General features: G+C 69.3%; 13 protein-coding genes. 9 read left to right on the plus strand and 4 right to left on the minus strand.

Annotated elements, in window-relative coordinates; genetic code table 11:
- Positions 1–66: 66 nt before the first annotated feature.
- Positions 67–1,128 (plus strand): rhamnose ABC transporter substrate-binding protein, encoded by a 1,062-nt coding sequence (rhaS, locus tag ACQG07_RS16225; protein ID WP_274500157.1) that lies wholly within the window; start codon positions 67–69, stop codon positions 1,126–1,128.
- A gap of 90 nt (positions 1,129–1,218) precedes the next feature.
- Here rhaS and ACQG07_RS16230 read toward each other — a convergent pair whose 3' ends face one another.
- Positions 1,219–1,647, minus strand: a complete 429-nt coding sequence (locus ACQG07_RS16230; RefSeq protein ID WP_124767614.1) for a PLD nuclease N-terminal domain-containing protein — start codon at positions 1,645–1,647, stop codon at positions 1,219–1,221.
- 48 nt (positions 1,648–1,695) lie between these two features.
- On the opposite strand from ACQG07_RS16230, the gene ACQG07_RS16235 reads away from it, so the two are divergent.
- From ACQG07_RS16235 to ACQG07_RS16245, 3 genes are all read left to right on the plus strand, one after another.
- Positions 1,696–2,625 (plus strand): aldo/keto reductase, encoded by a 930-nt coding sequence (locus ACQG07_RS16235; RefSeq protein ID WP_426738816.1) that lies wholly within the window; start codon positions 1,696–1,698, stop codon positions 2,623–2,625.
- 130 nt (positions 2,626–2,755) lie between these two features.
- Positions 2,756–3,790 carry a LacI family DNA-binding transcriptional regulator gene (locus ACQG07_RS16240; protein ID WP_426738817.1) on the plus strand — a complete coding sequence of 345 codons (1,035 nt, stop codon included), beginning with the start codon at positions 2,756–2,758 and terminating at the stop codon, positions 3,788–3,790.
- Positions 3,791–3,889: 99 nt separating this feature from the next.
- Positions 3,890–5,332 carry an arabinose isomerase gene (locus tag ACQG07_RS16245; protein ID WP_426738818.1) on the plus strand — a complete coding sequence of 481 codons (1,443 nt, stop codon included), beginning with the start codon at positions 3,890–3,892 and terminating at the stop codon, positions 5,330–5,332.
- A gap of 67 nt (positions 5,333–5,399) precedes the next feature.
- On the opposite strand, the gene ACQG07_RS16250 is transcribed toward ACQG07_RS16245, so the two are convergent.
- Positions 5,400–6,008 (minus strand): DNA alkylation repair protein, encoded by a 609-nt coding sequence (locus ACQG07_RS16250; RefSeq protein ID WP_426738819.1) that lies wholly within the window; start codon positions 6,006–6,008, stop codon positions 5,400–5,402.
- 39 nt (positions 6,009–6,047) lie between these two features.
- Here ACQG07_RS16250 and ACQG07_RS16255 point away from each other — a divergent pair, with 39 nt between their 5' ends.
- Entirely contained in the window at positions 6,048–6,917 is an 870-nt protein-coding gene (locus ACQG07_RS16255) for an NAD-dependent epimerase/dehydratase family protein (protein ID WP_426738820.1), read from the plus strand.
- 18 nt (positions 6,918–6,935) lie between these two features.
- On the opposite strand, the gene ACQG07_RS16260 is transcribed toward ACQG07_RS16255, so the two are convergent.
- Complete coding sequence (locus tag ACQG07_RS16260; RefSeq protein ID WP_426738821.1) at positions 6,936–8,228, minus strand: MFS transporter; 1,293 nt, start codon at positions 8,226–8,228, stop codon at positions 6,936–6,938.
- A 216-nt stretch (positions 8,229–8,444) separates the two neighbouring features.
- On the opposite strand from ACQG07_RS16260, the gene ACQG07_RS16265 reads away from it, so the two are divergent.
- Positions 8,445–8,804: an L-rhamnose mutarotase gene (locus tag ACQG07_RS16265; protein WP_426738822.1), complete on the plus strand. Its 360-nt coding sequence runs from the start codon at positions 8,445–8,447 to the stop codon at positions 8,802–8,804.
- Positions 8,805–8,886: 82 nt separating this feature from the next.
- A complete protein-coding gene (gene rhaI / locus ACQG07_RS16270) occupies positions 8,887–10,053 on the plus strand; it encodes an L-rhamnose isomerase (protein ID WP_426738823.1) in 1,167 nt (388 codons plus the stop codon).
- Between the two features lie 163 nt (positions 10,054–10,216).
- Here rhaI and ACQG07_RS16275 read toward each other — a convergent pair whose 3' ends face one another.
- Positions 10,217–11,050 carry an alpha/beta fold hydrolase gene (locus ACQG07_RS16275; RefSeq protein WP_274500148.1) on the minus strand — a complete coding sequence of 278 codons (834 nt, stop codon included), beginning with the start codon at positions 11,048–11,050 and terminating at the stop codon, positions 10,217–10,219.
- A gap of 148 nt (positions 11,051–11,198) precedes the next feature.
- On the opposite strand from ACQG07_RS16275, the gene ACQG07_RS16280 reads away from it, so the two are divergent.
- Together ACQG07_RS16280 and ACQG07_RS16285 are read left to right on the plus strand one after the other, a co-directional pair.
- Positions 11,199–11,789, plus strand: coding sequence for a TetR/AcrR family transcriptional regulator (locus ACQG07_RS16280; protein WP_426738888.1), 591 nt, complete (start codon positions 11,199–11,201; stop codon positions 11,787–11,789).
- 199 nt (positions 11,790–11,988) lie between these two features.
- A complete protein-coding gene (locus ACQG07_RS16285) occupies positions 11,989–12,747 on the plus strand; it encodes a DeoR/GlpR family DNA-binding transcription regulator (protein ID WP_426738824.1) in 759 nt (252 codons plus the stop codon).
- Positions 12,748–12,772: the final 25 nt, after the last annotated feature.

Consider the following 12,772-nt stretch of genomic DNA (forward strand, 5'->3'; position numbering starts at 1 on the left):
CCGATCGGCGCAGCCCTCGGGGCACCCCACGCCACAGCACCAGGCGTATCCAGAAAGGAACAGACAATGCAGTCGATTCGAAACCGCGCAGCAGGCCGTTCGGCCCGTCGCGCAGCGGCCCTCATCGCCGCAGCAGCCTCCCTCGCCCTCATCGCGACGGGGTGCGCCACCGGCGACTCCGCCGGATCAGGTGGTGGCGGCGGTGCCGCGGAGAGCATCACCTTCATCCCCAAGCAGCTCAACAACCCGTACACGGACGTCGTGCTCGGCGGCGGCAAGGACGGCGCGAAGGCGGCCGGCTTCAGCGCCACCGAGGTCGTCGGCCCGCTCGAGGCGAGCGCGTCCAGCCAGGTGTCGTTCATCAACGCCGAGACCCAGGCCGGCACGAACGTCATCGTCATCGCGGCGAACGACCCCGACGCCGTCTGCCCCGCCCTCAAGGAGGCCCGTGACGGCGGCGCGAAGATCGTCGCGTTCGACTCCGACACCAGCAAGGACTGCCGCGACGTCTTCATCTCCCAGGTCGTCGCCAAGGACGTCGCCCTGATCCAGACGAAGCTCATCTCGGAGCAGATCGGCGGCTCGGGCGAGATCGCGATCCTCTCGGCCACGGCCAACGCGACGAACCAGAACGAGTGGATCAAGTACATGGAGGAGGAGCTCGCCTCCAACCCGGACTACAAGGACATCAAGCTCGTCGCCAAGGTCTACGGTGACGACGACGACACGAAGTCGTTCCAGGAGGCCCAGGGTCTGCTCCAGGCGCACCCGAACCTCAAGGGCATCATCTCGCCCACGACGGTCGGCATCGCCGCGACCGCCCGCTACCTCTCCACCTCGGAGTACAAGGGCAAGGTCGCACTGACCGGCCTCGGCCTCCCGAACGAGATGCGTCCGTTCGTGAAGGACGGCACCGTCACCGCGTTCGCGCTGTGGGACCCGGCTCAGCTCGGCTACGTCGCAGCGTTCGCCGGCAAGGCACTGGCGGAGGGCACGATCACCGGCAAGGAGGGCGACACCTTCGATGCCGGCGACCTCGGTGAGCGCGAGGTCGGCGCCGACGGCACCGTCATCGTCGGCCCGCCGACCACCTTCGACGCGTCGAACATCGACAAGTACGACTTCTAGGAGTCACCCAGTCACACCCGACTGCCCTGTCTCAGGAACTCCTCGGCGTGCCGCGACCACACCCGGTCGACGCGCCGACGGACTCCTGAGTCAGGGCAGTTTGTCGTCGGCGTCAGGATCGGCGCGCTTCATCTCCAGCTCGAGCTTGCGGATACGCTCGGCGTCCTCGGCGGCCTGGATCTCGCGCTCGAGGGCGGCGAGCTGCTCCTCCGTGCTGCTGACGGCGCGGTCGGGCTGCGACGGCGAGGGCGTCGCGGTCGACGAGGACCCTCGACCCGAACCCCACGAGCCGGACGTCCGCGACTGCTTCCGGCCCCGGCGTTCGGGGAGCTTGATCCGGCTCGTCGACCAGTCCTTGCCGAGCAGGAACCACAGGGCGACGCCGATGAGCGGGATGAAGACGATGAGCAGCACCCACACGATCTTGGGCAGGTTGCGCACGACGGGCTCGGGCTGCCCCACCACGTCGATGAGCGCGATGATCGTGAGGACGATGAGCAGCAACGACAACACGAACATGTCGTCAATCCTAGGCAGACCACCGGCGGGTTCGGCCAGGATGGTCGGATGAAGACCATCCCCCTGCCCCAGACCGACCTGACCGCGTCCAGCATCGTCCTCGGCCTCATGCGGATCGAGGCCCTCGACGACGAGGCCATCCGCACCCTGTTCCACACCGCACGAGACGCCGGCGTCACCGTGTTCGACCACGCCGACATCTACGGCTCGGAGCGTCACGGGTGCGAGCGTCGCTTCGGCGACGCCGTCACCCTCACCGCCGCCGAGCGCGAGCAGGTGCTCATCCAGTCGAAGGTCGGCATCCGCAAGGGCTTCTTCGACTTCTCGGAAGGGCACATCCTCCGCACCGTCGACGAGTCCCTCGCCGCCCTGAAGACGGACTACCTCGACCTCCTGCTCCTGCACCGCCCCGACAGCCTCGTCGAGCCGGAGGAGGTCGCGTCGGCGTTCGACACCCTGCAGGCCGCAGGCAAGGTCCGGAACTTCGGCGTCTCGAACCACACGCCGGCGCAGGTCGAGCTGCTGAAGGGCTCCGTCGAGCAGCCGCTCATCGTCAACCAGGTGCAGCTGAGCATCACCCACGCCCCGATCATCGCGTCGGGCGTCGCCGCGAACATGGCCGGCCTCGACCAGTCGATCGACCGCGACAACGGGATGCTCGACTACAGCCGCCTGACCGGCATGACCCTGCAGGCGTGGTCGCCGTTCCAGGCCGGCTTCTTCACGGGCGTCTTCATCGGCGACCGCGAGCACTACGCGGAGCTGAACGACGTGCTCGACGAGCTCGCAGCCGCACACGGCGTGACGCCCTCCGGCATCGCGACCGCGTGGATCACCCGTCACCCCGCGAACATCCAGGTCGTGCTCGGCACCACCAAGCCGTCGCGCGTCCAGGAAGCTGCCGCAGGTTCCGACGTGACGCTGTCGCGCGAGGAGTGGTACCGCCTCTTCACCGCCGCGGGCCACACCCTCCCGTAGCGGTCGCCTCCGTCCCGTTCTCAGGACTTCCGCGGCGTGTCGGGTGGAGATCGCCCCACCACGCCGAAGGAGTCCTGAGAACGGGACGAGGGTCGCGCCGGGTACGCTCGGAGTGGAAGCGGAGGGCAGCATGGCGAAGCACGACATCGGGTTCGCCGCCGTCGCCAGACTCGCCGGCGTCTCGAACGCGACCGTCTCCAACACGCTCAACCGCCCCGAGATCGTCGCCCCCGCCACCCGCGACCGCGTCCTCGCCGCGATCGAGGAACTCGACTTCGTCCCCAACCGTGCCGCCGCCACCCTGCGGCAGGGCACGAACCGGCTCATCGGTCTCGTCATCCCCGACATCGCGAACCCGTTCTACTCGGCGATCGCCCGTGGGGTCACCGAGGCCGCGGCCGAACACGGCTACACGGTCGCGCTCTGCGTGAGCCATGACGACCCGGACCTCGAACTCCGACACTTCGAGATGCTCGCCGAGCACCGGGCGGCCGGTGCGCTCGTCGCTCCGCTGACCGCCGACGCCTCCCGACTGGCCCAGCTACGACGGGTCGGTAGCCGCCTCGTGCTCATGGACCGCACCGCCCCCGAGGGCACCGGCTGCTCCGTCGCGATCGACGACGTGCACGGCGGAGAGCTGGCGGTCGCCCACCTGCTCGCCAGTCCCACCCCGGCGTCCGACGGGTCGATCGTGCTCGTGAACGGCGACCTGGCGATCCCGCAGTGCGCCGACCGACGCGAGGGTGCCCGGAACGCGTTCATCGCGGCCGGTCTCGACCCCGACGACCTCCGCGAGGTCACCGTGGACGAGATGACCGTCGACGCGGGGCGCATCGCCGGTCGTCGGATCGCTGGGCAGACACCGCGTCCGACCGGTGTGTTCTGCACAAACGACCAGCTCGCGCTCGGCGTCATCAGGGGGCTGAACGACGGTGGTTTGGCGGTGCCCGACGAGGTGTCCGTGGTCGGTTACGGCGATCTCGCGCTCGCGGCCGACGGGCGGGTGCCGCTCACCACGGTCGAGCAGCCGAAGGACGAACTCGGGCGCGTGGCCGTCGAGATCCTCCTGGCCGAGCTGGGCACCGACCGCGCGGCGCACGAGCACGTCACCCGGACGCTCGAGCCGCATCTCGTCGTCCGCGAGTCCGCTCCCCTGCCGGCCTGAGCAGCGGCGAGGCTGGACGCGGCGGTGACGCCCGGGTACAGTCGTCAGCAGTATTTAATCGATTAAATACCCCGTACCCGCACCCACCAAGGATCGACGATGACCCACACTGCAGCAGCCGTCCACCCGCTCCTCACCCCGAAGGCACGGCGGAAGCCCCGCATCGGCCTCGTCGCCGGCGGCCTCGGCACCTACTGGCCGCAGTTCCCGGAGTTGCTCCCCCAGCTCCAGGCGTCGGCCCGGTACGTCTCGGAACGCTTCCAGCAGATGGACGCCGAGGTCGTCGACGTCGGCTTCATCTCGGACGCGCAGGAGGGCGACGCCGCGGCGGAACAGCTCCGACAGGGCGACTGCGACCTCATCGTCCTGTTCCTCACCACCTACCTCACCTCCTCGATGGTCCTGCCGATCGCCCAGCGCGCGAACACCCCGGTCCTCGTCATCGACCTGCAGCCGACCGAGCGGATGGACCACGCGAGCTTCGACACCGGTGCCTGGCTCGCCTACTGCGGGCAGTGCCCGGTACCCGAGGTCGGCAACGTCTTCCGTCGGGCGGGCATCCCGTTCCGCTCGGTGTCGGGCTGGCTGCGTCAGGAGTCGGCGTGGGACCGGATCTCGCAGTGGATCCGGGCGGCGCACGTCCGCGCAGCCATCCGCCACGCCCGCCACGGCCTCATGGGGCACGTCTACCCCGGCATGCTCGACGTCTCCACCGACCTCACCCTGCTGCCGACCACCTTCGGTTCGCACGTCGAGGTCCTGGAGTTCGACGACCTCCGCGTCCTCGTCGACGAGGTGACCGACGCCGAGGTCGCCGACCGCATGGCCCTCGCCCGGGAGATCTTCACCCTCGACGACACGGTGGTCGAGGACGACTTCGCGTGGGGAGCGAAGGTGTCGGTCGGGCTCGACCGGCTCGTCGACGAGTTCGCGCTCGACAGCCTCGCCTACTACCACCGCGGTCGCGACGGCGAACAGCACGAGCGACTCGGCGCCGGCATGATCCTCGGCGCGTCCCTCCTCACCGCTCGCGGCATCCCCACGACCGGCGAGTACGAGCTGCGGACCACGGTCGCACAGCTCGCGACCCAGGTCGTCGGCGCCGGTGGGTCGTTCTGCGAGATCCAGGCGCTGGACTTCGAGGACGAGGTCGTCGAGATGGGGCACGACGGTCCGGCGCACCTCGCCGTCAGCTCCCGCGACCCGCTGCTGCGCGGCCTCGGGGTCTATCACGGCAAGCGCGGCTGGGGTGTGAGCGTCGAGTTCGACGTGCGGCACGGGCCGGTCACGCTGCTCGGGTTGGGGCAGGACCGCGACGGCTCGCTCGCCTTCGTCGCGTCGGAGGGCGAGGTCGTCCCCGGCCCGCTGCTCGCGATCGGCAACACGACGAGCCGTGTCGACTTCGGGCGTGACCCGGGTGTCTGGGTGGACGAGTGGAGCGCGACCGGTATCGGTCACCACTGGTCGCTGTCGCTCGGACACCGGGCGGCGGACTACCGGGCTGCGGCGAGCCTGCTGGGGATCGACTTCCGCCAGGTATGAGGCGCCGTCGGCCCCTGAGCCCAACCCGGTCCCTGAGCCTGTCGAAGGGCAGTCGCGACCGGACGGATCAGAGCACGGCGCGAAGACGCTCCACAGCGGGCTCGACGACGGCGATCGGCGCCGGCCGCTGCAACCCGTCCAGGGCGACGGCGAGCCGACGGGTGGCACGATCGACATCGCCACCACCCGCACCGAGCTCGCGGATCGGGGCGAGTAGTGCCGCCCGTCGCAACCAGGGCTCGCCCTGCATCCACCGGTCGAGGACGGTCTCGGCCTTGGCTCGGGCCGTCCCGTCGAGGCGTTCCAGGAGCGGTCCGATGACGTCGGTGGCCAGCGGGTCGGCGAGCTGGGGAACCCGACCGGCGCGGACGAAGCCTTCGATCCTCGTCAGGTCGGTGTGCCTGAGTACCGCGACGCTCGACTGCAGGAGGACGATCGCGGCGAGCCGACGCTCGAAGACCGGCACGGCCCACAGCTCCGAGGCGAGGGCTGCCAGCTCGTCGTGCTCCAGTCCGCGGAACTTCCGGAGGGCGTCGCGCACCGTGCCGCGCACGGCCCCGACGGAGGAACCGTAGGACCGGAGCCCGTCGCCGAGCCGCTCGGCGACGTCCGCTGCGCGGTAGCCGTCGCCCTCGTATTGGAGCGCCGCGTCGATGAACTCCCCCGCAGCACTCATCCCACCATTCTCACCCCTGGCGCCGGGTACGGTGGAGCGATGACCGTCGTGATCGTGGGACTCGGACAGCTCGGCTCGGACGTCGCCGGGAGGCTCCTGGCCCGAGGCGAGAACGTCGTCGGCGTGAAGCGCACGGCGCCCGAGTCGAACCCGATCCCTGAGCCGAACCCGGCGCGCGAGTCGGTCAAGGGGCGCTTCACCCTCCAGCTCCGCGACCTCACGACCTCCGCCCCCGATCTCCCTGTGGACACGACGGCGATCGTGGTGGCCCTTGCGCCCCGGGCACGCTCGGTCGAGGCCTATGACGCCCTCTACCGCGACGGTGTCGGACATCTCGTGAGCGCGGTCGCCGCACTCCCCGGCACCCCGCCTCGCATCCTGTTCGTGTCGTCGACCGCGGTGTGGGGCGAGGACGGCGGGGAGACGATCGACGACACCACGCCGGCCGTCCCGACCACCGGCACCGCACGCGCGCTGCTCGCCGCGGAGGAGGCCGTCCTCGCCGCCGTGCCCGAGGCGAGCGCCATCCGCTTCGGCGGCCTCTACGGTCCGACGTCCACGATGTTCGTCGACCAGGTCCGCGACGGCCGTGTCACCCGGCCCTCCGGCTGGACCAATCGCATCCACCGCGACGACGCCGCGGGCGTGATCGTGCACCTGCTCGACCTGTCGGCGGCATCAATCCCGCCGGTCGTGGCGGGCATCGACGAGGAGCCGGTCCTGCTGTCGACGGTGGCCGACTTCCTCGCCGATCGACTCGGCGTCGCTCCCCCGGCGCTCGACGACGCCGGTCGCACGCCGGAAGAGCCGCACCGCGGCAAGCGCATCATGGCAGCCGTCCTCCGCGACACCGGATTCACCTACCGTTACCCCACCTACCGCGAGGGCTACTCGGCGCAGCTCCCCTGATCGGACGACCGGAGCGGATCACGGCTGCTTCGTCACCTCGGCCATCGCCCGCCGCCCGGACGGTACGAGCACGGCGACGGCGAGCACCACGAAGGTGAGCACGCCGGCGACGACGAGGAGCACTTCGACGGACACGACGTCGGCGAGCGGTCCGAACACGATCATCCCGAGCGGCATCGACACTGCCATGACGATGCCGACGAACCCGAACACGCGACCCTGCCGCTCCGGTTGGACGCGCTCCTGCAGCAGCGTCATCGACGTCGTCGAGAAGAACGGCACCGCGATCCCGAGCAGGAACATGAAGCCGAAGAAGACCCAGAGGTTGGTCGAGAGTCCGAGCCCGATGGACAGCGCCCCGAACACCACCGAGGACCCGACGATGAGGAGCACGCGGTTCTTGGTGCCGCCCCAGATCGCGATGATCGCTCCGCCGCCGACCATGCCGACGCTGAAGGCGAGTTCGTTCACGGTGAGCATCCACACCTCGTCGCCGAAGGAGCGGGCGATCATGAGCGGCGTGAGGTAGGACGGCGCGACGATCAGCAGGAACACGATCGCGAAGAGGATGAGCAGCCAGCGCACGAAGCCGTGGTGCCAGACGTAGCGCACGCCCTCGGTGAGGTCGGCGAAGTAGCCGGGGCGCTCGCCCGACCGCACGAGCGTCCGCACCGGTACGAGCAGCAGCAGACCGATCCCGACCGCGGCCGTGACGACGTCGACGAAGAAGATCGCGACGAGCGACGCACTCGCGTACAGCGCGCCGGCCGCAGCCGGGGCGACGAGCATCATGGCCGACTGGATGGAGCCGTTGATGCCGTTGACCCGCATGAGCTTGTCGGTCGGCGTGATCTGCGGGATGAGCGCGGAGACGGCCGGCATCTGGATGCCCGCGCCGACCGAGCGGATCGCGAGCGTGAGGAAGATGAGCCAGAGGTCGGCGGCGCCGTTGATGAGGAAGATCGCGAGCGCGAGGGTCGTGATGGCGATCGAGCCGTCGGCCGCGATGATGAGCAGTTTGCGGTTCATGCGGTCGGCCCACACCCCGCCGAAGATCGACACGATCGCCTGCGGCAGGAACCCCGCGACGGCGGCGAACGCGAGCACGACACCGGACTTCATCTCGAGCGTGAGGTGCCACATGATCGCGTACTGCACGAGCATCGAGCCGAACAGCGAGACCGTCTGGCCGGACAGGAACACCGCGACGTCGCGACGCCAGCGCGGGCTCTCCGATGCGACGGTCGTCTCCTCCGAACCGTCGGAACCGTCGATCGTGGGTGCATCGGGTGGCGCGTCATCGGCAGCCATGGGTCCACGCTAGGGAGTTCGCTCCGAGGTGTCCAGGGGTGATCGGCGCGGACGACGGGCGCGCCCTGACCGTCGAACGGTCGATGCACCCTGTCCAGACCTTCAGACATCCGGGCAGTCGGTCCGTTGACCCGCGGCCGATCGCCCGGATACGCTGCTTGCGATCCTCTGAATCGATTCAGAGTATCCGTGAACCGAACCGAAAGGTACGCCTCGATGACGAGTGCCCGACCCCTGCACCGCGTGTGCTTCCAGCTCCAGGTCAAACCCGAACGCCTCGCGGAGTACCGCGACCGACATGCCGCCGTCTGGCCGGACATGCTGCAGGCCCTCGCCGACACCGGCTGGCACAACTACTCCCTCTTCGTCCGCGACGACGGCCTCCTCATCGGGTACTTCGAGACGGAATCGCTCGAGGCGGCCCAGGCCGGCATGGCCGAGACCGAGGTCAACGCGCGCTGGCAGGCGGAGATGGGTGAGTTCTTCGTCGATCTCGACCTCCCGCCGGACCAGGGCTTCCTCCAGCTCGCCGAGGTGTTCCACCTCGAAGATCAGCTCGCCGCCCTCCGCGAGTAGCGACGTTGAAACGATTCACGTATGCTGCAACCAGCGCCGTGAGCGCGCCCCAGACCACCGGAACACGCACAGAGAAGTGACCATGACCAGTTTCGACACCATCACCCCGCTGCTCGAGAAGCAGGCCATCGAACTCCCCTCCTGGGCGTTCGGCAACTCCGGCACCCGCTTCAAGGTGTTCACGACGCCCGGCACCCCGCGGACGCCGGAGGAGAAGATCGCCGACGCCGCCAAGGTGCACGAGTTCACGGCCCTCGCGCCGAAGGTCGCACTCCACATCCCGTGGGACCTCGTGGACGACTTCAGCGCACTCCGTCGCTACGCCGAGGACCACGGCGTCGCGCTCGGCACGATCAACTCGAACACCTTCCAGGATGAGGACTACAAGTTCGGCAGCCTGACCCACAGCAACCCGGCGATCCGTCAGAAGGCGATCGACCACCACTTCGCCTGCATCGACGTCATGCACGCGACCGGCTCGCAGGACCTCAAGATCTGGCTCGCCGACGGCAGTAACTACCCGGGCCAGCAGGACATCCGCGGCAGGCAGGACCGCCTGGCCGACTCGCTCCAGCAGATCTACGCCCGCCTCGGCGAGGAGCAGCGACTCGTGCTCGAGTACAAGTTCTTCGAGCCGGCGTTCTATCACACCGATGTCCCCGACTGGGGAACGTCCTACGCCCAGGTGGCCCAGCTCGGCGACCAGGCCCTCGTCTGCCTCGACACCGGCCACCACGCGCCTGGCACGAACATCGAGTTCATCGTCGCCCAGCTCCTGCGCCTCGGGAAACTCGGCTCGTTCGACTTCAACTCGCGCTTCTACGCCGACGACGACCTCATCGTCGGTGCAGCCGACCCGTTCCAGCTGTTCCGGATCCTCTACGAGGTCGTCCGCGGCGGCGGCCTCGACGACGACTCGCCGGTCGCGTTCATGCTCGACCAGTGCCACAACGTGGAGGACAAGATCCCCGGTCAGATCCGCTCGGTGCTGAACGTGCAGGAGATGACCGCGCGCGCACTGCTCGTCGACCGCGGCGCACTGACCGCGGCACAGGAGGCCGGTGACGTCCTCGGCGCGAACGGCATCCTCATGGACGCGTTCTACACCGACGTCCGCGGACCGCTCGCCGCCTGGCGCGAGAGCCGCGGTCTGTCGGCCGACCCGTTCAGCGCCTACCTGGCCTCGGGCTACCAGCAGCAGATCGCCGAGGAGCGCGTCGGCGGGACCCAGGCGAGCTGGGGCGCGTAGGCACACCCGAGCACGAGGAAGCCCCGCGACCATCCCGGTCGCGGGGCTTCCTCCACATCCGGACGTTCACAACTCAGGACGCGCGCGGCGTGTCACCCCGGGCGCGCCGGCCGAGTTCGCCGACGCGCCGGAACGGACCTGAATTGCGAACCGACAGAGCCGACTACTTCGCGAGGAAGGCGAGCAGCTGCTCGTTGACCTCCCGGTAGTGGGTCCAGAGCATGCCGTGCGGCGCGCCCTCGATCTCGACGTACTCGGCGGAGGGCAGCGCCTTGGCGAACACGCGACCGGTGGAGTCGATCGGCAGGACGCGGTCGCCGGTGCCGTGCACGATGAGCGACGGGACGTCGATCTTCGCGACGTCGGCCCGGAAGTCGGTCAGCCAGGTCGGCTGCGCAGCGACCGAGGCGTACGGCGACGCGTTGTAGGCGAGCTGCGTGTTTGCCCGCAGCGCCTCCTCGCTCAGGCGCGAGCCGAGGTTCTCGTCCGTGTTGAAGAAGTTCTCGAAGAAGCTCGTGAAGAACGCGTAGCGGTCGTCGGTGACGGCCTCGAGGAGCCCGTCGAACACGTCCTGCGGGACACCCGTCGGGTTGTCGTCGGTCTGCAGCAGGTAGGGCTCGAGCGATCCGAGGAAGACGGCCTTCGCGACGCGCTCCGAGCCGTAGGTGCCGAGGTAGCGACCGACCTCGCCGGTGCCCATCGAGAAGCCGACGAGGACCGCGTCGTGGAGGTCGAGCCCGTCGACGACGGCCTTGAGGTCGGCGGCGAAGGTGTCGTAGTCGTAGCCCTCGGTGGGCTTGGAGGACTTGCCGAAGCCGCGGCGGTCGTAGGTGATGACGCGGTAGCCGGCGTCGAGGAGCGCCGCGGTCTGCTTCTCCCACGAGGAGCCGTCGAGGGGGTAGCCGTGGATGAGGACGACGGGCTGGCCGCTGCCGTGATCCTCGACGTAGAGCTCCACGGAGGTGCTGTTCTCGGTTCCGACGGTGATGAACGACATGGTTCGATTCCTTTCGTCTTCGGCGTCCGGACTCGTCGCCCGGTTCCACGCCCCGATTTGAGAACGATCGTTCTCTTCGGTGTCCATCAGCATAGGGAACGATCGTTCTCAATGCAAGTACACTGATGGAATGACCAGCGAACAGACGATGACGATCGCGTCGCGGAGCCCGGCGGCCGCACCCTCGACACCGGCCTCCGTGCGCGACATCATCGTCGACGCCGCCGACCGCCTGTACTACGCGAAGGGCATCCAGTCCGTCGGCATGGACGAACTGCGTTCGGCGGCCGGCGTGTCGTTGAAGCGCCTGTACTCGGCGTTCCCGAGCAAGGAGGACATCGTCCTCGCGGTCATGGAGCGCCGACACGAGCTCTGGACCTCCGGCGTCAGCGCGCTCGTGGACGACGCCGAGACGCCCCGCGACCGACTCCTCGCGATCTACGACTACCTGGCCGGCTGGTTCAGTGACGACTCGTTCCGCGGCTGCGGGTTCATCAACGCCTTCGGGGAGCTCGGGGGCGTCTCGCCGGCGGTCGCCACCATCACCCGCGAACACAAGGCGTCCTTCCAGGACTACGTCGCCGGCCTCGTCGCCGACGCCGGCGCTCCGGCATCGCTCGCCCCCCAGCTCGCGATCCTCGCCGAGGGCGCCCAGACCACCGCCGCCATCACCGGCTCCCCCGAGGCCGCGTTGCACGCTCGTCGCGCCGCCGAGACGCTCATCGACGCCGCCTCCTGAATCACCCGTGCGCTCGTGATGCACGGCGGTCCGTAACTCAGGACGCTCGCGGCGCGCCGCGCACGCCACGCCGCGTCGCTCGACCGACGCGCGGGGGTGCTCCTGAGTTGTGAACCAGACCGATGTCCTCCCCTCGCTGTGACATCCTGTTGAGACGGACACGAACGGACACGTCCGACACCGATGGACAGGGGGCGGCATGGCCACGACCGGCACGCTCGGCGCCGAGGAACGACGGACCCGACTGACGGCGATCCTCGAACGCGACGGCAGCATCCGCCTCGACGACGCAGCTGCGGAGCTCGACGTGTCCTCGATGACCGTGCGACGCGACCTCGCCGACCTCGAGCAGCTCGGCCTGGTACGGCGCGTCCGGGGTGGCGCCATCCCGACCCTGCGACCGAGGACCTTCACCGAACGGTCCGCGACGGGTGTCCGCGAGAAGGGCGCCATCGTCGAGAAGCTCCGGTCGCTCATCCCGACGGACGGCGCGATCGCGATCGACGCCTCCAGCACGGCCGGCGGCATCAGTCGACTGCTCGGCGAGTCGACCCTCACGGTGGCGACCAACTCCTACCCGAACTTCCTCCTCGCCGGCGCGAACCGCGAGGTCACCGCGATCCTCGTCGGCGGCCAAGCCGAGTCGCGGACCGACAGCTTCATCGGCCCCATCGCCTGCCAAGCGGCGTCGTCGGTGCTCTACCGGCGCTTCTTCCTGTCGGCCGCCGCCATCGACCCGACCGTCGGCAGCTCGGAGGTCACCCTCGAAGAAGCGCAGGTCAAGCGGGCGTTCGCCCGCGCCTCCGACGAGACGATCCTCGTCGCCGCGTCCTCGAAGCTGGGACAGCGCGCGATGGCGGTCGGCTTCGCCCTGGCGGACATCGACCTCCTCGTCACGGAACTCGACCCCGCCGACCCTGCGCTCGACGCCTACCGCGACGCCGTCGAACTCCTCTGAGCACCAGGCCCCGCACGTCCCGTTC

Source organism: Plantibacter sp. 2H11-2 (assembly GCF_050031945.1).
GTDB lineage: Bacteria > Actinomycetota > Actinomycetes > Actinomycetales > Microbacteriaceae > Plantibacter > Plantibacter auratus.